This is a genomic window from Streptomyces sp. SID8352, from assembly GCF_009862265.1.
In the GTDB taxonomy this organism is placed as follows: domain Bacteria; phylum Actinomycetota; class Actinomycetes; order Streptomycetales; family Streptomycetaceae; genus Streptomyces.
Genome location: NZ_WWGX01000075.1, coordinates 143,586 through 167,910 on the forward strand (window position 1 = coordinate 143,586; position 24,325 = coordinate 167,910).

Consider the following 24,325-nt stretch of genomic DNA (forward strand, 5'->3'; position numbering starts at 1 on the left):
ACGCGTTCCAGATGTCCCGGCGCAGCCCGAAGCCCAGCGGAGAGAGAGCGGCGATGACCGAGGTGAACGACCCGCGCACGCGCACCGGCGAGGAGCCCGGCGCGCCGGACGGCGTACGCGAATCCATGCGCGCCCTGCCGCGCGTGTTCGCCCTGCCGCTCACCCTGCTGACCGGCCGCCCCCACGCCGGCCAGCGGCCGGTCCACTACACCCCCACCCGGCACCTGCTCAACGCCGCCACATCCGTCGCCTGCGGTCTCGCCCTCAGCGGGACCGCGCTCCGGGCGGCGGGCTGGGCGCTCCTCCTGCTGCTGCCCGGATGGGCGATGACCCTGCACGGGGCCCGCAACCTGCGCATGATGATCTACCACCAGTGCGCCCACCAGAACATGTGGCGCCGGCGCCGCGCCGACACGGTCCTGGGCCGGGCGCTCGCCGCCCTGCTGCTCGTCCAGGACTTCGGCCGGTACAGCGCCGAGCACGTCGGCGACCACCACGCCCTGCACCACATGACCCGCCGCGACCCCACGGTGCAGGCCATCCTGGTGAGCCTGGAGCTGCGGCCCGGCATGTCCCGCCGCCGGATGTGGCGCCGGGTCCTGGGCAAGACCGTCTCCCCCTGGTTCCACACCAGGTTCCTCCTCGCCCGGATCCGCTCCTACTTCTCCTTCGCGAGCACCGGCTGGCGGCTGGCCTCCCTGACGGGCCTCGCCGCCGTCGCCGCGCTCGCCACCTGGCTCCACCTCTGGCTCTTCGTCCTGCTGGCCTGGGTGCTGCCCATGACGGTCCTCTTCCAGATCAGCAACGTCCTGCGGCTGTGCGTCAAGCACACCTTCCCCGCACCCGGCCAGACCGTCCGCCGGGGCAAGCCGTACTTCGCGAGCCTCACCAACGCCATCTTCATCGGAGAGGCGGCCCCGCCGCCCGGACTGCCGCCTCTGCGCCGCTGGGCGGCCTGGACACGCTGGTGGACGAGGATGCTGCTGATCCACTTCCCCAGCCGGTACCTGGTCCTCACCGGTGACACCGTGGTCCACGACTTCCACCACCGCCATCCGATGACCAAGGACTGGGCGAACTACCTCTTCGGCCGGGAGGAGGACCACCGCCGCGGCAGCCCGGGCTGGCCCGGCTACCACGAGGTCTGGGGACTCGTCGCCGCCATCGACCTGGTCTTCGACTCCCTGCGCGACGCCGACCCCGACGAGTACCACCCCGACCGGCTCGCCGAGGTGAACCACCGTGAACTGTTCATGGCCTTCGACGACTGACTCCCCGGCCCGCACCGGCCGGAACCACCACGCGACCACCCGGACCCAGGAGGAACGGCGCCGATGACCACCATCTCAGGGCAGGGCGGACGGCTCGTCGTCCTGGGCGTCGCCGAGAGCGACGCGCACGCCGTCGCCAACCAGCTGATCGCCATGCAACTGCGCGACCACGGCTTCACCGTGGTCAACCTCGGCGTCTGCACGCCCCTGAGCGAGTTCGCCGACGCCCTGGACCGCCATCCCCGGGCCGAGGCCGTCCTGATCGGCACCCTCAACGGCCACGCCCACCAGGACCTCAGGACCCTGCCCGCGCTGCGCGCCGCCGGCCGGCTGAACCGCCCCGTCGTCGTGGGCGGCAACATCTCGGTCGGCAGCCGCAAGGACGGCGCGGCCGAACGGCGGCTGTACGACCTGGGCGTCGACCACCTGCTCCGCGACGCCGGGGAACTCGTGCTGCTCCTCGACAGACTCCACGCGACGATGGCGGCCGGACTGCCGAATGGCTGACCTGAACGGACTCGAACTGGCCCCGGAGGTCGCCGCCGGCCTGCCCGGCTGGACCGACGTGCTCGCCCACCTCCGGGACCCCCGCCGGCCCCGCGTCGTCGACGTCCTGCGCGCCGCCGACGCCACCGGCCGCCCCGCCGTCCAGCCCCGCTGCGGCGTCGGCGGACACCGGGAGATGCTGGCCCTGCTGAGCGAACTGGAGCCCGCCGGACCCGACATCCTCTCCGTCACCATCGACTCCCACACCCGGCTGCGGAACTACGACACCGCCCACGAGCTGATCCGCGCCGACCCGGCCGACCTCAACGGCTACCCGCTGGTGTCGCACGGCTGGCGGCGCGGCCGGGAACTGGCCGGGTCCGTCCGGGTCCCGCTGGAGGTCCGGCACGGATCGCCCGACGGCCGCGACCTGTTCGCCGTGTCCCTCGCCGCCGGAATCACCTCCTTCGAGGGCGGCGGCATCGGCTACAACCTCCCGTACTCCAAGGACGTGCCCCTCGCCCGGTCGATGCGGGCCTGGCAGCAGGTGGACGCCCTGTGCGGCACCCTCGCCGCCTCCGGGGTGGTCATCGACCGCGAACTCTTCGGCACGCTCACCGCCGTCCTCGTCCCCCCGTCCGTCAGCCTCGCCATGACCATGCTGGAGGGCGTCGCGGCGGTCCGCGAAGGCGTCCGCTGCCTCTCCATCGCCTATCCGCAGGGCGGCGAACCCCATCAGGACATCGCCGCCCTGCGCGCCGTCCGGACCCTGGCCCGCCGCTACCTCGGGACAGCGGCCGAGGTGTATCCGGTGCTCCACGAGTTCATGGGCGTCTTCCCGGCCACTCCCGAGTTCGCGGGCCTGCTCATCCTCCACGGCGGCCTGACCGCCCGGCTCGGCGGCGCCACCAAGGTGATCAGCAAGACCGTGCAGGAGGCGTACGGCATCCCCGACGCCGCGGCCAACGCCAGCGGCCTGCGCACCGCCGCCCTGGGCGCCTCGCACCTCTTCGACTTCGTCCGCGTCGACGAGGACCGGGTGGCCGAGGAACAGCACTGGATCGAACGCGAGGTCGCGGAGATCATCGAGCCGGTCCTCGCCGGGGCCGACCTCTTCGACGGCATCGACGCGGCCTTCCGCGCCGGCCGCCTGGACATCCCCTTCAGCGCCAGCGTCCACGCCCGCTCCGAGGTGATCCCCCGGCGCGACCGGTCCGGCGCCATCCGCTACGGGCACAGCGGGGGACTGCCGTTCTCCGCCGCCGTGCTGCGCCGCCAGGCCGCCCTGCTCCGGGAACCGGACGGCGCCCGGCCGCTCACCCGGATCGAGGCGGCCACCGCCGACATCCACTACTTCACCGACCAGGAGAACGCCGTCCTTCCCGGCCGTTCCCGCCACCCCTCCGTACCGCCCACGGCCCCGATCGAGGTTCTCATGACCGACACTCCGACCGCCCCGCAGCCGTCCGCGACCGCACCGGACCCGGAGAAGGGCGCCCGCGTCGTCGCCGACGACCGGGCCCACCTCTTCCACTCCTGGGCCGCCCAGGGAAGCGTGCGGCCGATACCCGTGGCGGGCGCCGCCGGGCGGTACTTCTGGGACTACTCCGGGAAGCGCTACCTGGACTTCTCCTCGCAGTTCATCAACCTGAACATCGGGCACGCGCACCCCAGGGTGGTCGCGGCGATCAAGGAGCAGGCCGACGAGATCTGCATGATCGCGTCGATCTTCGCCAACGACAAGCGCGGCGAGGCGGCCCGGCTCATCGCCGGACTGGCCCCCGAGGGCCTCGACCGGGTCTTCTTCACCAACGGCGGGGCCGAGGCAAACGAACACGCGGTGCGGATGGCCCGCATGCGGACCGGCCGCCCCAAGGTGCTCTCCGCCTACCGCTCCTACCACGGCGGCACCTCGACGGCGATCAGCCTGACCGGCGACCCGCGCCGCTGGGCCAACGAGCAGTCCGGCAGCGCCTCCGGCAACGTCGCCCACTTCTTCGGCCCCTACCTCTACCGCTCGCACTTCCACGCGACCACCGAGGCCGAGGAGTGCGCGCGTGCCCTCGCCCACCTCGAACAGGTCATCGCCTTCGAGGGCCCCGCGACGATCGCCGCGATCGTGCTGGAGACCGTCGTCGGCACCGCCGGCGTCCTCGTGCCGCCCCCGGGGTACCTCCAGGGCGTCCGGGAGCTGTGCGACCGCCACGGCATCCTCTACATCGCCGACGAGGTGATGTCCGGCTTCGGACGCACCGGTGCCTGGTTCGCCGTGGACCACTGGGACGTCACCCCCGACCTCATCACGTTCGCCAAGGGGGTCAACTCCGGGTACGTGCCGCTCGGCGGCGTGATCATCTCCGACGCCGTGTACGAGGCCTTCCGCGATGTGACCTACCCCGGCGGGCTCACCTACTCCGGTCACCCGCTCGCCTGTGCCGCCGCCGTCGCCACCATCACCGCGATGCGCGAGGAGGGGGTGAACGAGAACGCCGCTCGCGTGGGACGGGACGTCATCGGGCCCGGCCTGCGTGCCATCGCGCAGCGTCACCCCTCGGTCGGCGAGGTGCGCGGACTCGGTGTCTTCTGGGCGGTGGAGCTGGTCCGCGACCCCGAGACGCGCGAGATGCTCGTCCCGTACGCGGCGGGCGGCGAACTGACCCGCCCGGTGGACGAGGTGGTGGCCGCGTGCAAGGAGGGCGGCATGTGGCCCGTGTACAACTACAACAGGATCCATGTCGTCCCGCCCTGCAACATCACCGACGAGGAGGCCCGCGAGGGACTCGCCGTCCTGGACGAGGCGCTCCACGCGGCGGACAAGTACGTCGGCTGACGGCCCCGGCGTCGCCCGGGGGCCGACCGCTCCCGGGCGCTGGGGCGCGGACCGATGCGCGGCCGCCCTCCACGGGCGCTACGGGAAGGGACGTGCCGGGGGAGGGGCCTGTCGGGGGAGGGGGTGTGTCGGCCTCCGCTCCGCGTCGCCCGTCGGAGGCCCCTCCCTCTCGGCCGCACCGCGCACCGCCCGGGCACACCTCCCCGGGCGGTCGCGCGTCTACCGCCCCCGCCCCGGCGCCGCTCGCCGTTGCCGGCCGTGCGCCTGCGGCCGTCGTGCCGGTACCGCCGCCGCGCAAGGCTCCTCGCCCCGTGCGGCGAGGGGAGAACGAGCCGTTCCGCGGCGACTCCGAGAGGCATCCGACCGGCATGCGTGGCCGTTCCGGCAGGGGCGGATTCCGGCCGCCCGGGACACGCGGACCAATGCTTCGCAGATGCCAAACAGGTTCGGACGACATCGCTCGACCTCCCCTGATGCGAGCCGGGTTGGTGTGACGCCTCCTCCTCTTCCGTTGAGCGCCTTTCGCGCCCCGACGCAGGCCACGCGTGCCCGTCCCGGGGCCGGAGGGGGCCGGTGATCGGTGCCACGTCGAACCCCCGACCCAGATGTGTGCTGGTGCGAATGTGCGGTTGTGGTGCCGACGGAGGGGTCGGGCGGGGATCGGGGCTCCGGGTCACCGGTGTCGGGGTCGGCCGGACGGGGATGCCGAGGGGCCGCCGGGGGTTCGGTGTCGGGGCGGGACCCGAGGGGTGTCGCTCCGAACCGAGGTACCTGACCTGGCATGTTGGACTGTCAGGTTCCGATTTCTGTCGTGCGGTTGGATTGTTGATGGAGCGTCAGATTCGATGCAGGTGTGACGACGGTGCGCCTGTGGGGTGTTGGTGAGTTGTGGGGTTTGAGTATTGGTCTGGACCTTGACGGGGTTGGTGAGTGTCGGGTTGGGTGTGGACAGACGTTGACGATCACTTGGCCGGTTTTTGACCGAGCGAGGAGCTTCTGTGCTGAAGCAACGCTTTTTCGTTTCTGTTGCCGTCGCTGCCCTGATGGGTGGCCTGACGACCGTGGCGGCCTCTTCGGCGACCGCGGCGCCCGGCGCCGAGTCGGTGGCCACCTGCGCCTATGCGTGGGGCAAGGGCGAGGCCTACACCGGTGGCAAGACGGTGTCCCACGGTGGCCGTAACTGGACCGCGAAGTGGTGGAGCTACAACGACACCCCGGGCGGTGCCGCCGGAGTGTGGAAGGACGCGGGCGAGTGTCGCGAGTTCGTGGTGAGCGAGGCGCAGTTCGAGGAGATGTTCCCGAACCGCGACCCGTTCTTCACGTACCGGGGTCTGGTCGACGCGCTGAGCGCGTACCCGGAGTTCGCGGGCGTGGGCAGTGACGCGGACCGCAGGCGCGAGGTGGCGGCGTTCCTCGGGAACATCAACCACGAGACCGCGGGCCTGAAGTACATCGTGGAGCAGAACAAGGCGAACTACCCGCACTACTGCGACACGGACAAGGAGTACGGCTGCCCGGCCGGTCAGGACGCCTACTACGGGCGCGGTCCCATCCAGCTGAGCTGGAACTTCAACTACAAGGAGGCGGGAGAGGCTCTCGGTCTGGACCTGCTGAAGGACCCGTGGATGGTCGAGCGCCGCGCGGACGTCGCGTGGATGACCGCCCTCTGGTACTGGAACACCCAGACCGGCCCGGGGACCATGACGGCCCACGAGGCCATGGTGGGCGGCCACGGCTTCGGTGAGACGATCCGGAGCATCAACGGAACCCTGGAGTGCGACGGCGGCAACCCCCGTCAGGTGGAGAGCCGGATCGCTTCCTACACCCGCTTCGCCGCGATCCTGGGGACCACGCCGGGTGACAACCTGAGCTGCTGATCCCCCGCTGTCCGGTCCCGTTGACCGGCTGCCCCTCCCGGCCCGTGCCCGCGTCAGCGGTCACGGGCCGGACCCGTTCCCGGCGGCGGCGGTCTGCGGGGCCGACGGTGAGGCGTGCCCCGGCCGCGCGGCCCTCCGGTGCCCAGGAGATCGTCACCCGCGAGTCCCGTGATCCCGCCCCGGGGCGGAGCCCGAGCCGTCGCGCAAGTCCCTTCGCCCCGTCAGGACGCCCTGTGCACGCGGGTGGTGGAGGCGTCGAGGGGGGTGCCGTCGGCCGCCTCCGGGGTCAGGTCGGGCACGGGGGAGCCGTGGTCGTCGACCAGGACGGAGTGCTGCTCGCCGGGGGCGTAGGCATGGCGCTGACCCCACTGGCGCAGGGCGAGGACGACGGTGAACAGATCACGGCCGGAGCTGGTGAGGACGTACTCCTGGCGGCGGCCGGACGCCGCGGTGCGCCGGGCGAGCAACCCGTGCGCGGTGAGCCTGCGCAGTCGGGTCGTGAGGATGTTGCGGGCGATGCCGGTGCGCCGCTGGAAGTCGGTGAAGGAGCGGGCGCCGTCCATCGCGTCGCGGACGAGGAGCAGGCTCCAGCGGTCGCCGACGAGGTCGAGGGCGCGGGCGACGGGGCAGTCGGGATCGGTCCAGCCGGCGTCCGGGGCGCCGGGTACGGCGCCGTCGGCGGTGCCGTGGGCGGCGGATGACATGGCTCCTCCGGTTCGGTTGCGGAACGGAACCATCATGCCGTACGGTCCGATCGGTTGCATTCTGCTACTGATCGGAGTGGGGGAGCGATGGACGCATGGCGGCGGTCACTGCTCGCGGTGGTGTGCGGTGTCGCGGTGGCGGGCGTCTACGCCGCGCAGCCGGTGCTGGGGGTGATGGGGCGTGACCTGGGGGTGCCGTCCGGGCTGGCGGGCTGGATCGTCGCCGCGGGCCAGTGCGGCTATCTGGTCGGCCTGGTCCTGCTGGTGCCGGTCGGCGACGTGGTGGACCGGCGGCGGCTGATGGCGGTTCATCTGGGGGTCAGCGCGGGCGGTCTCGTCCTGACGGCCGCCGCGCCCGCGGCCTGGGCGGTGTTCGCGGGGCTGGCGCTGGTGGGGCTGTTCGCCGTGGTGGTGCAGACCGCGGTGGCCTACGCGGCCTCCGTCTCGGCGCCCGGCGAACGGGGGCGGAGCATCGGCGTGGTGACGTCGGGGGTCGTGGTGGGCATCCTGGGCGCGCGAGTGGTCACCGGCGTGCTCGCGGAGGTGTGGGGCTGGCGGAGCGTCTACGGGTCCCTCGCGGCGCTGTCCCTCCTCCTGGCCGTCCTGGTCCTGGCCGTCCTGCCACCCGACGTCCGGCCCGCCCGGCCCGCCGCCGGGTACGCGGATGCCCTGGCCTCCCTCGGCACGCTGTTCACGCGGCGGTTCTTCCTGGTGCGCGGGCTGATCGCGTTCTTCCTCTTCGCGTCGTTCGGGACGCTGTGGAGCGGCCTGTCGCTGCCGCTGGCCGACGAGCCGTGGCGGCTCAGTGAGAGCCGGATCGGTCTGTTCGGGCTGGTGGGGCTCGCCGGTGCGCTGGGCGCGGCCCGGGCGGGGCGGTGGGCGGACGCGGGGCGGGCGGTGCCGGTCACCGGTCTCGGCCTCGCCCTGCTCATCGCGTCCTGGGCGGCCATCGCCCGGCTGCCGTGGTCGCTCTGGCTGCCGGCCGCCGGGATCGTGCTCCTCGACTTCGCCGTCCAGGCCGTGCACGTCAGCAACCAGCACCTGCTGACCACCGCGCGCCCGGACCGCGTCAGCGGGGTCATCGGCGGCTACATGGTCTTCTACTCGCTGGGCTCCGCGCTCGGCGCCGCCTCGGCCACCGCGCTGTTCACCGCCCGGGGCTGGCCCTCGACGAGTCTTCTCGGCGCGGCCTTCGCCGCCTGCGCACTCGTCGTCTGGGCGGTCGGCGGACGGACGGTCCCCACCGCCCCCGCGGCGGTCACCGAAGGACCCGAACCCGCCGGGGCCGGACGCGGGGTGCCCGGCGGGGCGGGCTGACGAGCCCCGGGCACCGGCGCCGCCCCTCCCCGTCCCGGGTGTCCCCGCGGGGGCGTACCGGTGGGATCTCACCAGCCGGGGCCCGCGCCGCCGACTGTCGGGGGACGGCGGCTTACGAGGCGGTCGCGGCCGTTCCCGGAGCGGGCCGGGTGCCGGGGGCGAGGAGGTGGGTGCGGTGGAAGAGGACCGCGGCGTCCCGCGCGGTGGGTGTGCCGGTGTCGAGATCCGCTCCGGCCCGGTGGAGGAGGGCCACGACAGCGTCGTTCCCCTTGAACAGGGCACCGGAGAGGGGTGACTGGCCGCGGTCGTTGAGCAGATCGGGGTCGGCGCCGCGGTCGAGGAGGACGCGGACGGTGGCGGCGTGCCCGTGGTACGCGGCGAGCATGAGGAGGGTGTTGCCGACGCCGTCGCGGGTGTCGACGGGCAGACCGTGGGCGATGAACTCGCCGAGTTCACCGGTTCTGCCCTCGCGGGCCAGGTCCATGGCGAGGGCGATGACGCGCTCGGTCTGCTCGGCGGTGAGTGCGCTGCTGTCCATGGGGCTCCTGCCGTTGTCCCTGCTCGTCGTCATCCGCCGCTGCCACTGCCGCCGCTGCCTCGCCCGGTCGTGGTCGGGCTGCGGAGCACCTGCCTTCCCCAAGTGCGACTGGGCGCCCGCACCGTGCCGGGCGCGGGCGCACCAGGGGGTGTCGCTTGGTCGCCGCGGCCCCCGGGACCTGGAGCGGTTCCGGGGGCCGCGGCGCCGTGCTGTCCGCCGCCGGGACCGGCCGCCGCGCGGCGGGCCGGTCACCCGGGGCGGGTCGGCTAGGAGGCGCTGGCGAGCGCCTCGATGGCCTTGCGGACGCCCTCGCCGTAGGCGGGGTCGGCCTGGGTGCAGTTGGCGATGTGGCGCTCGATGGTCTCCTGCGAGGCACCGTCGATGGCGCGGGCGGTGTTCTCGAACAGGGCCTTCTGCTGTTCGGGACTCATGAGGCGGAACAGATTGCCCGGCTGCTCGAAGTAGTTGTCGTCGTCGGCGCGGTAGTCGAAGCGGTCGGCGACGGCACCGACGGCCTGGCCGGGCTCGCGGTAGCGGGGCTGCTCCTGCCAGCGTCCGTAGGAGTTGGGCTCGATGCCCGGGGTGGCCCCCTGGTTGCCGTCGACGCGCATGCCGCCGTCGCGGTGGAAGGAGTTCACCGGGTTCTTCGGGGCGTTGACGGGGATCTGGTGGTGGTTGACCCCGAGGCGGTAGCGCTGGGCGTCGCCGTAGGAGAAGAGGCGGCCCTGCAGCATCCGGTCGGGGGAGAAGCCGATGCCCGGCACCACGTTGGCGGGGCTGAACGCGGCCTGCTCGACGTCGGCGAAGTAGTTCTCGGGGTTGCGGTTGAGCTCCCACTCGCCGACCTCGATCAGCGGGTAGTCCTTCTTCGACCAGACCTTGGTGAGGTCGAAGGGGTGGAAGCGGTAGTGCTCCGCGTCGGCCTCCGGCATGACCTGGATGAACAGCTTCCACCGGGGGAAGTCGCCGCCCTCGATCGCGTCGAACAGGTCGCGCTGGTGGGACTCGCGGTCCTTGCCGACCAGGGCCTCGGCCTCGGCGTCGGTCAGGTTCTCGATGCCCTGCTGGGTACGGTGGTGGAACTTCACCCAGAACCGCTCGCCCTCGGCGTTGACCAGGCTGTAGGTGTGGGAGCCGAAGCCGTGCATGTGCCGGTAGGAGGCCGGGATGCCGCGGTCCGACATGACGATCGTGACCTGGTGCAGGGCCTCGGGGAGGTTGGTCCAGAAGTCCCAGTTGTTCTCGGGGTCGCGCAGGTTGGTGCGCGGGTCGCGCTTGACCGCGTGGTTGAGGTCGGGGAACTTCAGCGGGTCGCGGAAGAAGAAGACGGGGGTGTTGTTCCCGACGAGGTCCCAGATGCCCTCGTCGGTGTAGAACTTCAGGGCGAAGCCGCGGATGTCGCGTTCGGCGTCGGCGGCGCCGCGCTCGCCGGCCACGGTGGAGAACCGGGCGAAGAGCTGGGTCTGCTTGCCGACCTCGGAGAAGATGTCCGCACTGGTGTACCGGCTGATGTCGTGGGTCACCGTGAACGTGCCGAAGGCACCCGAGCCCTTGGCGTGCATCCGGCGCTCGGGGATGACCTCGCGGTCGAAGTGCGCGAGCTTCTCCAGGAACCACACGTCCTGTAGCAGCATCGGGCCGCGCGCGCCGGAAGTGAGGGAGTTCTGGTTGTCGGGAACCGGAGCACCGGCCACCGTGGTCAACGGCTTCTGGTTGTTCTCGGGCAAGGCTCGCTCCTCGGTGGATCGGTCTTCGCGTGCGCTCGGGGTCCGGCGGCCCCGGCAGGGCGGGGTCCGGAGCGCCGCACCGGGCCGTACCCGCCACACCCTACATTGGACATAATCCAGATCAAGGTGTCATCCAGGAGAAAGGCTGAAGCCGGACGAGGCGGCGGCCGCCGCGCGGAGGAAGCGGGCACCGGTCGCTGCGGAGGTGTGGCGCATGGTGCTCTCCCGGAGTCCTGGGGCGCGGGCGGCGTCCGGTGGTGCGGACGGTGCGTCAGAGGACCGAGGCCCGCCGACGCAGACCATGGTCACCCGTCCGCCGCCGGACCGCACGCCCGGCGGCACCGGGCCCGCCGGAGCGCCCCGGTCCGGCGGGAGCCGTCGCCGCCGCCCGCCGCCATCCGTACTCGCCGCCGTCCGCAGCCGTGCGCACCCGTCCGGTCCGGGCCCGTCGGTCCGTCCGTGCCGCCGTGTCCGTCCCGCCCGCCGAGGCGGCGCCGTGTCCGGCGGGCCGCGGCCCCGTCCCCGTGGCCGCACCCGGACACCGGACTCCGCTCCGGCGCCGCGCACCGGGCCCCGTCGACCGAGGGCCGGCCCCGCGGGGGCCGGACCGGATCATCCGGCCGGATCCGTCCCGACGGCCATGCGGAGCACGTCCTGACAGGTGAGGGGCCGTTGGGGTGAGCGCGCGGCCAGGACGGTCAGGGCCCTTCGGGTCTCCTGGGCCAGCCGGAAGGCCAGCAGGGCGTGCCGGTCGCCCGCGTAGGAGCACACACGCAGGAGCATCACGGCGCGTTCGTCGCGTTCGTCGTCGAAGCGGTCCGGGGCTCCGGCGAGCAGTTCGAAGTCCTGGCTGCCGCCCGCCGCCCCGGCCACGGCGGTGACGGTCAGCGCCCCGAACTCCTCCGGGGACGCCGAGGCGTCCTTCGCGACGGTGTGCGCCGCCAGGGCCGCGCAGATCCCGATGAGACCCTCGCCCGTCCCCGTGTCCACGCCCCATGCCCGCAGCGTCTCGTGGCGGCGCTCCCGGCGCCACGGCTCCCGGTCCACCAGCGGCAGCAGGACACGGCCCAGCCGCACGCACCGGCGCCACACCTCGTCCCGGTCCGCGTTCATGACCGGCACCGGGGGCGGCCGGCCGGCCCCCGCACCCGCGCCGCGTGCGCGCCCCCGTCCGACGGGCGCACGGAACCGGCCCGTTCGCCGTCCCGCCGCCGCGGCACCGGTACGGCCGACGGCGGCATCGAGCGGTGCCCCGTGCGGTCCATCGGCAGCCCCCTCCCCGGGGCGGCCCCTGCCCGTCCCTCCCACCGGACCGTAGACGCACGGCGCCGGACACGGGAGAGGGGTACCGGCCAGTCCCGCACCGCCGGGCATCAGGTCTCGTCGGCGCGACGGAGCGCCGGGTGTGCGCCGCCCTCGCCGCCGGAGGGCCGGGCCGCCGCGGTGAGGGCTCGTGTGATGCGGCGGCCGCGGCTCGGAGGCCTTTGCGGTGGTGCGGGTGCCAGGGGGTGGCCCCGGTGTCCGGCGGGACGGCCGGTGCGCGGACCGCGTGCGGGTGCCGAGGGAGGGGGCCTCCTGTGCCCGGAGACGGCCGGTGCGCCTGCCCGGAGGGCGGTCGGACCTCCGTGCGAGGTTGGCGGTTTTCGGTCTGACCGGCCCGGCGCGGAACGCGCCAGCATGGCGGCAGGTGCATGCCATAGGAGGCGTCATGATCCCCTCATGTTCCCCGAGCGTCCGGCGGACGGTGCTGAGGGCCGTCGTCGTCCTGGCGATGCTCCTCGGCTGGTACGCCGCCGACGGCGGGTCGGCCCGCGCGGCGCAGGGCGCCGGGGACCGGGCCGGGCAGCGGGCGGCCGTCACCGTGCGCGGCGGTGACGTCCTCTACAGCCCCGGTGCCCGCTGCACCTTGGGCTTCAACGCCCGCTCCGGTTCCGCCACGTACGCGCTGGTGACGGGCCAGTGCGCCGCTCGGGGCGGCCCCACCTGGTACGCCGATCCCGCCCTGACCGTCAGTGTCGGCGTCACCGCGGGCGTGCGGTTCCCCGGCAACGACTACGCGAGCGTCCGGTACACCAACACGTCGGCCGCCTACCCGGGCGAGGTCTCCCTGGGCGGTGGAGCGGGCATCCTCGACATCACCGGCGCGGGCAGTCCCGTCGTGGGCCAGTCGGTCTGCCACGCCGGAAGGGTCAGCGGATACCGCTGCGGCACGGTCCAGGCCGTGAACGTCAGCATCAGCTACGGCGGTGGCACCGTCACCGGACTGTTCCGGTCCAACGCCTGCGCCGACGCCGGGGACATCGGCGGCCCCGCCTTCTCCGGCGCCACGGCACTGGGCGTCATCGTCGCCGCCGGCGGCAACTGCGCGGTGGGAGGCTCCACCTACTACCAGCCGGTGACGCCGTGGCTCGCGGCGTACGGTCTCAGCATCTACTGACCGCGCCCGAGGGGGAGTTCCGGTGGCCCGGTCCGGCCCGGCGGCTCGGACCGGCCCCGGGCGGGGAGGCCGGTGCGCCCGGTTCACGACGGCCGAACCGCGCGCCGCCGTCGACGGCCGGTTTCTTCGTGCCCCGAGAGCGGGCGGCCCCGCGCCGGTACCCGAGCCCCGGGTCCCGCGGCGGCGCGTGCGGGCCGGCAGCCGGGTGGCGGCGATGCGGCACCGAGCCCCCGGGAGGGCATCGGCGGTCGAGCACACCGTCCGGCCGTGCCGCTCGCCGCCGCGCGGATGCCGGATGGGACCTCCTTGACCCGGTGGAGTCCTCTGGCCATAGGATCAGGTGAGTGACGCGGGCCACACGGGGGTGTACCGGTACGAGGGAGGGTGAGGGCGCTGCCACCGAACACGCCGCCCCCAGCGAGCGGTCACCTGCGGTTCAGCCGACCCGAGGCGTTCAGTTCGACGGTCAGTTCCCTGTACCGCCCCGTCGTCCTGGAGTCGGCGCCCCGCACCCGGTTCTCCGGCGGCATCGAGGCCCGCCGGATCGACGATCTGCTGCTGAGCCGGGTGGAGGCCACGACCCACGAGTTCCGGCGGGTGGCCGGGGACACCGGGGCAGCCGGGCCGCAGGGCGGACCCGTCAAGGTCTTCGCCCTCGTCGAGGGCGTCGCCGTCCTCCGGCAGGACGAGCACGAGGTCGTCCTCGAACCGGGCGGGCTGGGGCTCGTCGACACCGCCCGCACCTACGACATCCTGGGGGACGACGGTTTCGACTGCCTGATCCTGATGCTCCCCGGACCCAGGCTCGGTCTGCGGCCGGACGACCTCGCCGAACTGTCGGCCGCGCGGTTCGACGCGGGCGCGCTGGACGAACTGGTCGTCCCGTATCTGTCGGGCCTCGCGCGGAACCTGCCGGTCCTCGACGGAGCGGCCGGCCGCAGGGTCGCGCACACCACCGTGGAACTCCTCTCCGCGCTGCTGCAGGCCCAGCTCGGCCCCCGGCTGCCGCGGGCACGGATCCACCGCGCGGAGCTGACCGAGCGGGCGCAGATGTTCGTACGGGAGCACCTGGACGACCGCGCGCTCTCCCCGGGCGCGATCGCGGAGGCCCTGCACGTGTCACCCCGGTACGTGCACTCCCTGTTCAGCTCGGCCGGAACCACGGTCTCCGCCTTCGTCCGCGCCCAGCGGCTGGAGGCGTCCCGCCGGGATCTGGCCGACCCGCACCTGACCCACCTGGCCATCGCCGACGTGGCCGCCCGCCGGGGGTTCTCCGACGGCGCGCACTTCACCCGTGCCTTCAAGGACGCCTACGGAGTGACCCCCAGCGCGTTCCGCCGCACCGCCGCGCTCCCACCCCCCGACTGACCCCCGCCACGCCCCGGGGCTTCCGCGCCCGGGCCGCCGCGCGCCACGGGACGCCGCGGCCCGGCCCCGCGCCGTCCTCCGACGCGCCTCCGAGCCCCGCCCCGCGCCGTCCTCCGCCGTACCTCCGGCCTCCGGTCACACCCTCGCCGCCGACCGGCGCCCGCCGTCCGACGGCCGACGCCTGCCCTCCGACGCCCGACGGACAGCACCCGGCGCCCCGGCCGGCCGTTCCGTGCGCTGTGCGGCAATCCGCTGTGCAGACAGGTTCAAGCCTCCGCCCCGCCCTCCTCGCCAGCATGTGAGGGCCGTCATGGAGACGGCCCTGACACGCGGAGGTTCCCCATGAGCGCTGAGCAACTCGGTGCCCTGCTCACCGCGGCCGCCGAGTCCGGCGGCTCCGCCCCCGACTTCGCCGACCCGCCGGAGAAGGCACGAAAGGACTTCGCCGCGTTCCTCGCCGGCCTGCCGGTCCCCGACGGGATCACCGTCCGACCGCACCAGGTCGCCGGCGTACCGGGGCTCCTGGTCCGGCCCGAGGAGGGATCCGGTTCCATAGGCGCCCTCTACCTGCACGGCGGCGCCTATGTCGCCGGTGACCCCGGGGGCTACCTCGGCATCATCGGCGGCATCGCCCGGGAGAGCGGGTGCGCCGTCTTCGCCCCGGACTACACGCTCGCGCCGGAGAAGCGTTTCCCCGGCGCCGTCGAGGAGGCGTCCGCCGTCTACCGGGCCCTGGCGGACGAGGTCGGCGCCCACCGGCTCACGGTCGTGGGGGACTCCGCGGGCGGCGGCCTGGTGCTCGCGGTCCTGCTCGCCGCCCGCGACGCCGGGATCGCCCAGCCCGCTGCCGCGGTCGCCCTGTCGCCCTGGGCCGACCTGACCTGCTCGGGCGCCTCGGTCACCGAACGCGCCGACCGCGACCCGCTGCTCTCCGGCCGCCAGCTCCTGCACGCGGCCGGGGTCTATCTGGGGGATGCCGACCCCCGGGAACCGCTGGCCTCGCCCGTCTTCGCCGACCTGTCGGGGCTCGCGCCCCTCACCGTGCACGTCGGCAGCGAGGAGATCCTCCACGACGACGCCGTCCGCCTCGCCGAGGCCGCGGGCGGCACGCTGCGGGTCTGGGAGGGCATGGTCCACGACTGGGCCCTGTTCTGGTTCGCCGTCGACGAGAGCGCACAGGTCCTGGCGGACGTCGGCGCGACCGTCGCGGCGGCGGCCGCCGGACGCGGGGAGGCGTGACATGACGGAGAACACCGCCCCCGGCAGGCACGACGTGATCATCATCGGCGCGGGCGCCGCCGGCCTGTACATGCTGCACACCTGCCGGCGGATGGGCCTGGACGCGGTCGTGCTGGAGCGCGGCGACGGCGTGGGAGGCACCTGGTACTGGAACCGGTACCCGGGCGCCCGGTGCGACGTGGAGAGCCTGGACTACTCCTACTCCTTCGACGAGGACCTCCAGCGCGAATGGCGCTGGGCCGAGAAGTACGCCACCCAGCCGGAGATCCTCGCCTACCTGGAGCACGTGGCCGACCGCTTCGACCTGCGCCGGGACATCCGCCTCGGGGCCGATGTGGTCGCCGCGGACTTCGACGAGGCCGACGGCGCCTGGCGCGTGCGGACCACGGACGGCCGCGAGACCACCGCGACCTGGGTGGTCGCCGCCACCGGCGTGCTCTCCGCGCCGAAGCGGACCCGCTTCCCCGGACAGGACGACTTCACCGGCACCGTCCTCAACAGCGCGCGGTGGCCGGCCGGTGGACACGACTTCACCGGGAAGCGGGTCGCCGTCATCGGCACCGGCTCCACCGGCATCCAGATCACCCCGCTCGTCGCACAGGACGCCGCGAAGGTGTTCGTCCTCCAGCGCACCCCCAGCTTCTCCGTCCCGGCCCACAACCGGACGCTCACCGACGAGGAGTTCACCGCCGCCGTCGCCCGCTACCCCGAGCGCCGCCGCGCCGCCCGCACCACTCTCCTGGGCGTGGACACCCGCAACCCCGACGTGTCCACCTTCGACGTGTCCGAGGAGGAGGTGCAGGCCGCCTACCGGAAGACCTTCGACTACGGCGGCCCGATGAAGCTGCTGACCACGTTCAACGACCCGATCGTCGACAAGAGGGCCAACGACGTCGTCGCCGCCTTCCTCGCCGACCGCATCCGCGAACGGGTCGGCGACCCCGGACTCGCCGAACGGCTCATCCCGGACCACCCGGTCGGCGCCCGCCGCCTCTGCGTCGACACCGACTACTACGAGACTCTGACCCGGGACAACGTCGAACTCGTCGACCTGCGCGAGACCCCCCTCCTCGGCTTCACCCCCACCGGTGTCCGCACCTCCGCGGCCGACCACGACGTCGACGTCATCGTCCTCGCCACCGGCTTCGACGCCATCACCGGACCGCTGCGCGGCATCGACCCGCACGGCCGCGGCGGAGCGTCGCTGCGCGGCAAGTGGGACGCGTACCCGGCCAGCTACCTCGGCCTCATGGTGGCCGGGTTCCCGAACCTGTTCACTGTCACCGGGCCGCTGAGCCCCTCGGTGAACAGCAACATGTTCGTTGCGATCGAACAGCACGTGGAGTTCATCGCGAAGCTCCTCGCCCACGCCGCGGAACGCGGCCACACAGTCATCGAGGCCACCCCCGAGGCGGAGGAGCGGTGGACCGCGCACGCCGCCGAGGTGGCGGCGGGGACCGTCTTCCCCCTCGCCGACTCCTGGTACAACGGCGCGAACATCGCGGGCAAGGCCGGCGCCGTCCTGCCCTACCTCGGCGGGATCGGCGGCTACCAGGCGCGCCTCGACGAGATCGCCGCCGACGGCTTCCGCGGCTTCGAGACCGCCGGCCGTCCGGCCGCCGCCCCCTCCGCCTGACCGAGCATCCACCCTTCCCCACCGGCGGGCGTGCCCCCGTACGCCCGCCTCCCACCCGCGGCAGGAGACCCCGCACCATGACCATCCGGATCCGCGCGAGCGTCGTCGAGGAAGTCGGCGCCCCCTTCACCCCCACCGACCTGGAGATCGACGACCCGGGCCCCGGCGAGATCCTCGTCCGCGTCGTCGCCTCGGGCGTCTGCCACACCGACGCCAACACCCGCGGCGGCGACATGCCGATGCCGCTGCCCGGCGTGCTCGGCCATGAGGGAGCGGGTGTCGTCGAGGCGGTCGGCCCCGGCGTCACCAGCCCCCGCCCCGGCGACCACGTGGTCCTCGGCTGGCCCTCCTGCGGGGAGTGCCGCAACTGCCGCGAGGGCGAGCCGCGCTACTGCCTCAGCATCGCCCCGGCGCTGGTCGCCGGCGTGCGCCTGACCGGCGAGAAGGCGGGCACCTCCGGCTATCGCCGCCTCGACGGCACCCCCGTCTCGGGCCACTTCTTCGGCCAGTCCTCGTTCGCCACCCACGCCCTCGCCCTCGCCGGACAGGCCGTCGTCATCCCCCGCGACGTCCCGCTCGACATCGCCGGCCCGCTCGCCTGCGGCATCGCCACCGGCGCGGGCGCCGTGCTCAACACGGCCAGGCCCCGCGCCGGGGACAGCATCGTGGTCTACGGGGCCGGGGCGGTCGGCCTGGCGGCCGTCATGGCGGCGAGGAACACCCCGGCCACGACCATCGTCGCCGTCGACGTCCACGACTCCCGGCTCGCCCTCGCGAGCCGCTACGGCGCGACCCACGTCGTCAACGCCTCCGCCACCCCCGACACCGTCGCGACGGTGCGGGAGATCATCGGCGGCAGCGCCGACTTCGCGCTCGACTGCACCGGCGTCATCCCCGTCGTCGAGCAGGCCGTCGAGACCGTCGGCATGCTCGGCACCGCCATCCTCATCGGGGGCGCGCCGGCCGGGGCGGCCTTCCGCGCCGACCACTTCCGCACCCTGTTCGGCAAGCGCATCGTCGGCACCCTCGGCGGCAGCGGGGACTCGCAGCGGCTCGTCCCCGCCCTGCTCGCCCTCTGGCGCCAGGGCCGCTTCCCCTTCGACGAACTCGTGGACACCTTCGACTTCGAGGACATCGAGGGAGCCCTGGAGGCCAGCCGCCGCGGCGACGTCATCAAGCCCGTCGTCCGCATGCCCGACCCCGCCGCCCCGTGACCATCCGACCCGTGACCATCCGCCCCACGACCGCCGAGGAGTCTCCATGACCGAGGACACCACCGAGAGCCCCGTCTGGGAGGGCAGGCTCTACTCCCGCGGCTGGCGGGCCGGGTCCGGTGACCCGCTCACCGTCACCGCCCCCGGCACCGGCCGGGTCCTGGGCACCGTCGCCGGTGCCACCACCGCCGACCTGGACCACGCCGTGGAGAGCGCGCGGGCCGCCCAGCGCTCCTGGGCCGCCGCGCCGTACACCGATCGGGCCGCCGTCCTGCACCGGGCCGCGGCCCTCCTGGAGGCCGACCCCGGCCGCCTCATGGAGATCCTGGTCGCCGAGTCCGGCTCGGGACGGGCGAAGGCCGGGTTCGAGACCGGGCTCGTCGTCTCCGAACTGCGCGAGTCGGCGGCACTGGCCTCGCATCCGTCGGGCGAGATCCTGCGCTCGGCCAAGCCCCGTCTGTCCCTGGCCCGGCGCGTCCCGCTCGGCGTGGTGGGCGTCATCGCGCCCTTCAACTTCCCGGCCATCCTCGCCCTGAGATCGGTGGCACCGGCGCTCGCCCTCGGCAACGCGGTGGTGCTCAAGCCCGACCCCCGCACCTCCGTCTCCGGCGGACTCGCGCTCGCGGCGCTGCTGGACGAGGCGGGGCTGCCCGAGGGCCTGCTCCACGTGCTTCCGGGCGGCGGCGAACTGGGCGCGGCCCTGGTGGCCCACCCGGAGGTGCCGTGCCTCTCGTTCACCGGGTCCACCGCCGCCGGCCGCAGGATCGCCGAGAGCGCCGCACCGCTGCTCAAGCGGGTGCACCTGGAACTCGGCGGGAACAACGCGATGCTGGTGCTGCCGGACGCGGACGTCCGGGCCGCGGCCTCCGTGGCGGCCTGGGGCTCCTTCCTGCACCAGGGCCAGATCTGCATGACCACCGGACGGCACCTGGTGCACCGCTCCCTCGCGGACGAGTACGTGGCCGCCCTCGCCGAGCGGGCCGCCGGGCTGCCGGTCGGCGACCCGGCCGACCCGGCGAACGCACTGGGCCCCCTCATCGACGAGCGCCAGCGCGACCGTGTGCACGCCCTCGTCACCGGTGCCGTCGCCGAGGGCGCCACCCTCGTCGCCGGGGGCGGGTACGACGGGCTGTACTACCGGCCGACGGTCCTGATCGGAGTCGCGCCGGACAACCCGGCGTGGACCGAGGAGATCTTCGGCCCGGTCGCCCCCGTACAGGTCTACGACGACATCGACGAGGCCCTCGACATCATCAACGCCTCCGAGTACGGGCTGTCCGTGTCCATCCTGACCGGAGATCCGCACGCCGCGTTCGACCTGTGCGACCGCATCGCCTCCGGCGCGGTCCACATCAACGACGCGACCGTCGACGACGAGGCGGTCGCTCCGTTCGGCGGGACCAAGGCATCCGGAACGGGCGGCCGCTTCGGGGGTCCCCACGCCAACCTCGACACCTTCACCGAGATCCAGTGGATCACTCTTCAGGGTGAAATAGAACGTTATGATCACTAATATGCATGTATGCAGGAAAAGGTGAATTCTCATGCGATTCAGTGACAAGGTCGCCCTGGTCACCGGAGCGGGTTCGGGGATCGGCCGCGCGATCACGCTGCGCCTGGCCGGCGAGGGCGCCGTGGTCGTGGCCGGTGACATCAACCTCGCCGGTGCCGAGGAGACCGTCGGTCTGGTCGAGAAGGCGGGCGGCAGGGGGCTGGCGATCGCTCAGGACGTCGCCGATCCGGCCGACGCCGAACGCGCCGTACGCACGGCGGTGGACCGGTTCGGCGCTCTGCACCTGGCCGTCAACAACGCCGGTATCCCCGGGGTGAACCTGCCGATCGCCGATCTGGGCATCGAGGACTGGAACCGGCTCATCGCCATCAACCTCAGCGGTGTCGCCTACGGGCTGCACTTCCAGATCCCCGCGATCATCGCCTCCGGTGGCGGCGCCGTCGTCAACATGGCCTCCATCGCCGGTGCCGTCGCCGTGCCCGAGAACCCCGCCTACACGGCTTCCAAGCACGGTGTCGTCGGCCTCACCAAGGCAGCCGGCGCCGACTACGGGACGTCCGGCGTACGGGTCAACGCCGTGGGCCCGGGTTTCATCGCGACCCCGCTGCTGGCCGAACTCCCGGCCGAGGTCACCGCGGGCGTCGCCGCCAAGCACGCCCTGGGCAGGCTGGGCCGCGAGGACGAGGTCGCCGCGATGACCGCCTTCCTGCTCAGCGACGACGCCTCCTTCGTCACCGGCAGCTACCACGTCGTGGACGGCGGCTACACGGCGGTGTGAGACCGGCCCGGGCGAGGGGGTGTCCTCGCCCGGGCCTTCTGCGTTCCTCCGCAGAGCCGGAGCCGGAGCCGGAGCCGGGCGGGGCAGGTGGCGGGCGGGAGGGGGTGTCCGTGGGGGCCCTGGCTTCAGTCATGCTTGCGACCTTCGCTCACGGGTCTGTCGATTCACGTGTTTTGCGGGTGGGGTTGGTGGGGGTTCGGTCGGGTGTCGCAGGAGTGGCGTCATGGTGCGGGGGGACGATGGCTCTGTGGGGATGTGACGCGTTGTCGTGCGACGCGTCGTGGTCTCTCGTGGAGTGGTGTGTGGGTCATGGGATGCGTTCACCGGGTTCTGTACGTGGGGTACGGGGTGCTGTTCGGGTGGCTCGCGTGGTGCGCTGCGATGTCGGCGCGGAACGGGGCGTTTGCGGTGTGCGGGGTGTTCGTCGCGGGTTCGGGGCTGGTGGTGGCCGCGGTGGTGCGGGAAGGGGTGCTGGAGGGCGTGTTGCGGCGCGAGGTGGTACGGGAGCGGAGCGGGGGCGGGGGTGCGGCGGACGCGAGTGACGCCGTGGTGGCGGTCGCGCTGGCGGGGTGGTGCTGTGACGCGTGGGCGGCGACGGCGGGGGCGGAGCACGGACGGTCGTGCCGCCATCGGCTACCGAGGGGCAACGCGGCCTGACGTACTGGAACGGGGCGGGGGCGGGCGGGCGTCGAGGCGGAGGTGCGGAGGTGCGGAGGTGCGGAGGTGCGGAGGGGCAGGGGTGCAGGGGGTTCGGGCCGGGGCCCGGTCCGTCCCGTCCCGGGCTCGTGCGGTCGTGACCCGCCCGGATCGTTTCGGAGGAGTTCCCGGGAGTGACGATGCTGGGTGCCCGATGGATACTCGGCCCCCCTTCGCCCGTGGCAGGCGCATACCATGACGAGATGATCGAATTCCCCTTCTCCGTCACCGACGATGTGGTGATGCGCCCGCTGGAGGAATCGGATGCCGCATCGCTGTGTCGGGCTTATCTGCGCAATCGTGATCATCTGCGTCCCTGGGAGCCGCGAAGGGGTGAGGAATTCTTCACCGAGCAGGGGCAGGCCGAACGCGTGGCGGGCCAGCTGGAGGAGCGGGACGCGGGGCGAATGGCCCCGTGGGTGCTGGTCGGCGGGGATGAGGTGGTCGGCGCGGTGACCTTGTCCAATGTCGCGCTCGGACCTTTCCGGAGCGCGCATCTCGGATACTGGGTCGACGGCCGGTGCGTAGGACGTGGGCTGGCGACGGCTGCCGTGCGAGCGGCTTGCCGTGCGGCTGATGAGCGCCTCGGCCTGCACCGGGTGGAGGCCGGTACGGTGATCGCCAATCACGCCTCGCGGCGAGTGCTGGCGAAGTGCGGCTTCTCCGTGATCGGTACCGCTCGGGAATACCTGCATATCGATGGCGAGTGGCGTGATCATGTGCTGTTCCAGAGGATCCTCAACGCCCGCTCTCCCGTATAGAGCTCGCAGCGGGCGGGGCATGAGCCCTTGAGCGGTGCTGCTGCCGCCTGACGATGCGTGGCGGTGGGGCGGAATCCGCCGACCCGCCGCTGTTGATCCGGTGATGTGTCCGGGTGAGCGAACGCAGACCATATCCGAGTGTCTGCTCAGGTCACGCACCCCGCGCACCGACTCGACTTGTCTGTGGCGGGGTCCGGTCGCTGGAGGTTGGAATGACCGCTACCCGTTCCGCCGGGCACCCACGGTCCAGAAGACGGCGAAGCCCGTCCACACGATGGCGAACACCCAGACCGCGGGGTGGCCGCCGAACAGTGCCATGGAGCCGAGCCAGCCGACCCCGACGGCCACGAACAGCAAGCCGAAGTTGGGGAAGGCGAAGAGGCCGGAGAACCGCCCGCTCAGCAAGGCCCATGCGCCGCCCGCCAGGATGAGGCAGCCCAGCGCGATCCACGGGAGAACCGCCCGCTGCGAGGAGGGCGCGTAGGAGTCGATGTGGCCGCGAACCCTCAGCTCCACGACGTCCCCCCGCCACAGCCGGACTTCGGCGCGGTCGCCCTCCCTGGCGTCGTCGTACGTCATCGACTCCACGCCCAACCAGGTCGTAAGCCCTGGCCGTTGTACCTTCAGGTCGTGATACGTCGTACAGGTCGTACCGCCGCCTCCTCCACCTGCGATGGTCACCCCGCCGACCGTTGCACCGCCGATGGAACCACCGGCGGTGTTCATACCGCCTCCGGCCGTGATGCCTCCGGTGGTGATGCCTCCCGCCGTGCCGCCGCTCGTGCCGTTGGAGGTGCAGCGCTCACCCGTCCGCCGGTCGAGCACCGTGCCCGCCTCACGCCGTACGCACGGTTCCCCCTCGTCCCCATCCTCGCTCTGGCAGACCGGTGCGTCGCGGTACTCCATGCTCGCTCCGTAGCCTTCGGCGACCTGTTGACCGCAGAGCAGAACTCCGCACCCGGCCGCGAGGACCAGCAGCCCCCGTAACCAGTGGGGCAGCCGCCCGCGATATCAAACGTTGCCGTGCCCCCTGCTCTTCACCCAGCTGTGATCCCCGTTCGGCCGAGTTCTCATGCGGTGAATGAACGCACGCCGTATCCGAGTGAACTATCGGCCGGGCGGTGGCCGCTGATCGAGCCGGTGATCACCGTGTCCGAGGTGAAACGCCTGGTCAAGCTTTGGATTCTCATTGAAGTCGACGCCGGAAACGTCGCCGGTGAGCCGTGTTCGACGGAGCCGCCCGGCGGCCTTGCCCCGGCCTCGAGCAGCAACGGCTATCACCTCACGAACGGCCCACCTGCGAAGACATGACGTGGGAACGCGGTCATGCCGAGGCGGGGGTGTGTCCTACCAGTGGTTGGTCCAAGCCGGGCGGATCTAACGGCGCACAGTGGTGATCGCGTCGGCGGAGTCGGAGAACGCTTCGACGACGGTGGTAGGCACTCGTGGCGGCAGGCCGGGCAGTGGAGGTCCTTCTGCCAGGTGTGGTCCCGCGTGACGTACCGCCCCCGACCGGCCTGGGCAGGTGCCTCGATCTTCTTTCGGGCACTCCGCCGCGCAGCCTCCGCTCTTTCGTGATCACCGAACCCGTACTTGCCTCGTGCGCCTATCGCCCTCCGTCCCTGTTCTTGCGGCCCGGTCGAGTCTTCGTCCACTTCGACCTGTGCCGTGAGAGCGGTGGACTTTCGCGCCTGGGTCCCGTCGACTGCCCGTCCAGGGCCGGTGGTTGTGTGGTGGGTTGGGGTGTGGGTGGGTGGTTTATCGTTTCTTCGGTTGGGCGGTTTGGGGTGTTTTGTTGGGTTTGGTGGTTTTGGTTGTTGTTGTGTGGGGGGCATGTGTGGGGGTGGCCGGGTCGGTTGCAGGGGTGGCAGGGGCGTCCGTGGTTGTTGCCGTGGCCGGGGGGTCTGCATTCGCCGGGTGAGGTCGGGGTCGG

The 24,325-nt window shown here is 72.9% G+C and carries 19 protein-coding genes and 1 pseudogene; 15 read left to right on the top strand and 5 right to left on the bottom strand.

Going from position 1 to position 24,325, the window contains the following annotated elements; all coding sequences use genetic code 11:
* Positions 1 to 53 precede the first annotated feature (53 nt).
* From GTY84_RS23480 to GTY84_RS23495, 5 genes and pseudogenes are all read left to right on the top strand, one after another.
* A complete protein-coding gene (locus GTY84_RS23480; RefSeq protein ID WP_202551640.1) occupies positions 54 to 1,271 on the top strand; it encodes a fatty acid desaturase in 1,218 nt (405 codons plus the stop codon).
* 63 nt (positions 1,272 to 1,334) lie between these two features.
* On the top strand, positions 1,335 to 1,778 hold the full coding sequence (locus tag GTY84_RS23485; RefSeq protein WP_161228356.1) for a cobalamin-dependent protein: 444 nt from the start codon (positions 1,335 to 1,337) through the stop codon (positions 1,776 to 1,778).
* Positions 1,771 to 3,024: pseudogene (locus GTY84_RS34120) on the top strand (methylaspartate mutase); the annotation flags it as partial. The gene GTY84_RS23485 and the pseudogene GTY84_RS34120, both read left to right, overlap by 8 nt.
* Before the next feature lie 168 nt (positions 3,025 to 3,192).
* Positions 3,193 to 4,587, top strand: coding sequence for an aspartate aminotransferase family protein (locus GTY84_RS34125; protein WP_237532571.1), 1,395 nt, complete (start codon positions 3,193 to 3,195; stop codon positions 4,585 to 4,587).
* A gap of 1,043 nt (positions 4,588 to 5,630) precedes the next feature.
* Entirely contained in the window at positions 5,631 to 6,464 is an 834-nt protein-coding gene (locus GTY84_RS23495; RefSeq protein WP_161228358.1) for a glycoside hydrolase family 19 protein, read from the top strand.
* Between the two features lie 221 nt (positions 6,465 to 6,685).
* On the opposite strand, the gene GTY84_RS23500 is transcribed toward GTY84_RS23495, so the two are convergent.
* Positions 6,686 to 7,168 carry a helix-turn-helix domain-containing protein gene (locus tag GTY84_RS23500; protein WP_161228359.1) on the bottom strand — a complete coding sequence of 161 codons (483 nt, stop codon included), beginning with the start codon at positions 7,166 to 7,168 and terminating at the stop codon, positions 6,686 to 6,688.
* A gap of 87 nt (positions 7,169 to 7,255) precedes the next feature.
* On the opposite strand from GTY84_RS23500, the gene GTY84_RS23505 reads away from it, so the two are divergent.
* The gene (locus GTY84_RS23505) at positions 7,256 to 8,485 is read left to right on the top strand and encodes an MFS transporter (RefSeq protein ID WP_161228360.1); all 1,230 of its coding nucleotides are present in this window, start codon (positions 7,256 to 7,258) and stop codon (positions 8,483 to 8,485) included.
* 112 nt (positions 8,486 to 8,597) lie between these two features.
* On the opposite strand, the gene GTY84_RS23510 is transcribed toward GTY84_RS23505, so the two are convergent.
* The 3 genes from GTY84_RS23510 to GTY84_RS23520 all read right to left on the bottom strand — a co-directional run bounded on the left by GTY84_RS23510 (position 8,598) and on the right by GTY84_RS23520 (position 11,863).
* Entirely contained in the window at positions 8,598 to 9,023 is a 426-nt protein-coding gene (locus tag GTY84_RS23510; RefSeq protein ID WP_161228361.1) for an ankyrin repeat domain-containing protein, read from the bottom strand.
* 266 nt (positions 9,024 to 9,289) lie between these two features.
* The gene (locus tag GTY84_RS23515) at positions 9,290 to 10,750 is read right to left on the bottom strand and encodes a catalase (protein WP_161228362.1); all 1,461 of its coding nucleotides are present in this window, start codon (positions 10,748 to 10,750) and stop codon (positions 9,290 to 9,292) included.
* 612 nt (positions 10,751 to 11,362) lie between these two features.
* Positions 11,363 to 11,863 (bottom strand): hypothetical protein, encoded by a 501-nt coding sequence (locus GTY84_RS23520; protein ID WP_161228363.1) that lies wholly within the window; start codon positions 11,861 to 11,863, stop codon positions 11,363 to 11,365.
* Positions 11,864 to 12,458: 595 nt separating this feature from the next.
* Between GTY84_RS23520 and GTY84_RS23525 the strand changes: the two genes are divergently transcribed.
* From GTY84_RS23525 to GTY84_RS23560, 8 genes are all read left to right on the top strand, one after another.
* Positions 12,459 to 13,187, top strand: a complete 729-nt coding sequence (locus GTY84_RS23525) for a S1 family peptidase (protein ID WP_161228364.1) — start codon at positions 12,459 to 12,461, stop codon at positions 13,185 to 13,187.
* Between the two features lie 384 nt (positions 13,188 to 13,571).
* Positions 13,572 to 14,555 (top strand): AraC family transcriptional regulator, encoded by a 984-nt coding sequence (locus GTY84_RS23530; RefSeq protein WP_161228365.1) that lies wholly within the window; start codon positions 13,572 to 13,574, stop codon positions 14,553 to 14,555.
* 342 nt (positions 14,556 to 14,897) lie between these two features.
* A complete protein-coding gene (locus GTY84_RS23535) occupies positions 14,898 to 15,794 on the top strand; it encodes an alpha/beta hydrolase (protein WP_202551641.1) in 897 nt (298 codons plus the stop codon).
* Position 15,795: 1 nt separating this feature from the next.
* Complete coding sequence (locus GTY84_RS23540; protein WP_161228366.1) at positions 15,796 to 17,430, top strand: NAD(P)/FAD-dependent oxidoreductase; 1,635 nt, start codon at positions 15,796 to 15,798, stop codon at positions 17,428 to 17,430.
* A 77-nt stretch (positions 17,431 to 17,507) separates the two neighbouring features.
* Entirely contained in the window at positions 17,508 to 18,644 is a 1,137-nt protein-coding gene (locus tag GTY84_RS23545) for an NAD(P)-dependent alcohol dehydrogenase (protein WP_161228367.1), read from the top strand.
* A 46-nt stretch (positions 18,645 to 18,690) separates the two neighbouring features.
* Positions 18,691 to 20,157, top strand: coding sequence for an aldehyde dehydrogenase family protein (locus tag GTY84_RS23550; RefSeq protein WP_161228368.1), 1,467 nt, complete (start codon positions 18,691 to 18,693; stop codon positions 20,155 to 20,157).
* 31 nt (positions 20,158 to 20,188) lie between these two features.
* Positions 20,189 to 20,935 (top strand): SDR family oxidoreductase, encoded by a 747-nt coding sequence (locus GTY84_RS23555; protein ID WP_161228369.1) that lies wholly within the window; start codon positions 20,189 to 20,191, stop codon positions 20,933 to 20,935.
* 899 nt (positions 20,936 to 21,834) lie between these two features.
* Positions 21,835 to 22,392 (top strand): GNAT family N-acetyltransferase, encoded by a 558-nt coding sequence (locus GTY84_RS23560; RefSeq protein WP_202551642.1) that lies wholly within the window; start codon positions 21,835 to 21,837, stop codon positions 22,390 to 22,392.
* Between the two features lie 219 nt (positions 22,393 to 22,611).
* Here GTY84_RS23560 and GTY84_RS23565 read toward each other — a convergent pair whose 3' ends face one another.
* Entirely contained in the window at positions 22,612 to 23,298 is a 687-nt protein-coding gene (locus GTY84_RS23565) for a hypothetical protein (RefSeq protein ID WP_237532545.1), read from the bottom strand.
* A gap of 171 nt (positions 23,299 to 23,469) precedes the next feature.
* Here GTY84_RS23565 and GTY84_RS23570 point away from each other — a divergent pair, with 171 nt between their 5' ends.
* A complete protein-coding gene (locus tag GTY84_RS23570) occupies positions 23,470 to 23,703 on the top strand; it encodes a hypothetical protein (RefSeq protein WP_161228370.1) in 234 nt (77 codons plus the stop codon).
* Positions 23,704 to 24,325 lie beyond the last annotated feature (622 nt).

Excerpts from the sequence above, each read along its gene's own strand:
- GTY84_RS23555 (WP_161228369.1), top strand. The coding sequence starts at position 20,189 with ATGCGATTCAGTGACAAGGTCGCCCTGGTCACCGGAGCGGGTTCGGGG.
- GTY84_RS23495 (WP_161228358.1), top strand. The coding sequence starts at position 5,631 with ATGGGTGGCCTGACGACCGTGGCGGCCTCTTCGGCGACCGCGGCGCCC.
- GTY84_RS23485 (WP_161228356.1), top strand. The coding sequence starts at position 1,335 with ATGACCACCATCTCAGGGCAGGGCGGACGGCTCGTCGTCCTGGGCGTC.
- GTY84_RS34125 (WP_237532571.1), top strand. The coding sequence starts at position 3,193 with ATGACCGACACTCCGACCGCCCCGCAGCCGTCCGCGACCGCACCGGAC.
- GTY84_RS23535 (WP_202551641.1), top strand. The coding sequence starts at position 14,898 with ATGAGCGCTGAGCAACTCGGTGCCCTGCTCACCGCGGCCGCCGAGTCC.
- GTY84_RS23480 (WP_202551640.1), top strand. The coding sequence starts at position 54 with ATGACCGAGGTGAACGACCCGCGCACGCGCACCGGCGAGGAGCCCGGC.
- GTY84_RS23500 (WP_161228359.1), bottom strand. The coding sequence starts at position 7,168 with ATGTCATCCGCCGCCCACGGCACCGCCGACGGCGCCGTACCCGGCGCC.
- GTY84_RS23550 (WP_161228368.1), top strand. The coding sequence starts at position 18,691 with ATGACCGAGGACACCACCGAGAGCCCCGTCTGGGAGGGCAGGCTCTAC.
- GTY84_RS23520 (WP_161228363.1), bottom strand. The coding sequence starts at position 11,863 with ATGAACGCGGACCGGGACGAGGTGTGGCGCCGGTGCGTGCGGCTGGGC.
- GTY84_RS23560 (WP_202551642.1), top strand. The coding sequence starts at position 21,835 with ATGATCGAATTCCCCTTCTCCGTCACCGACGATGTGGTGATGCGCCCG.
- GTY84_RS23505 (WP_161228360.1), top strand. The coding sequence starts at position 7,256 with ATGGACGCATGGCGGCGGTCACTGCTCGCGGTGGTGTGCGGTGTCGCG.
- GTY84_RS23545 (WP_161228367.1), top strand. The coding sequence starts at position 17,508 with ATGACCATCCGGATCCGCGCGAGCGTCGTCGAGGAAGTCGGCGCCCCC.
- GTY84_RS23565 (WP_237532545.1), bottom strand. The coding sequence starts at position 23,298 with ATGGAGTACCGCGACGCACCGGTCTGCCAGAGCGAGGATGGGGACGAG.
- GTY84_RS23525 (WP_161228364.1), top strand. The coding sequence starts at position 12,459 with ATGATCCCCTCATGTTCCCCGAGCGTCCGGCGGACGGTGCTGAGGGCC.
- GTY84_RS23510 (WP_161228361.1), bottom strand. The coding sequence starts at position 9,023 with ATGGACAGCAGCGCACTCACCGCCGAGCAGACCGAGCGCGTCATCGCC.
- GTY84_RS23540 (WP_161228366.1), top strand. The coding sequence starts at position 15,796 with ATGACGGAGAACACCGCCCCCGGCAGGCACGACGTGATCATCATCGGC.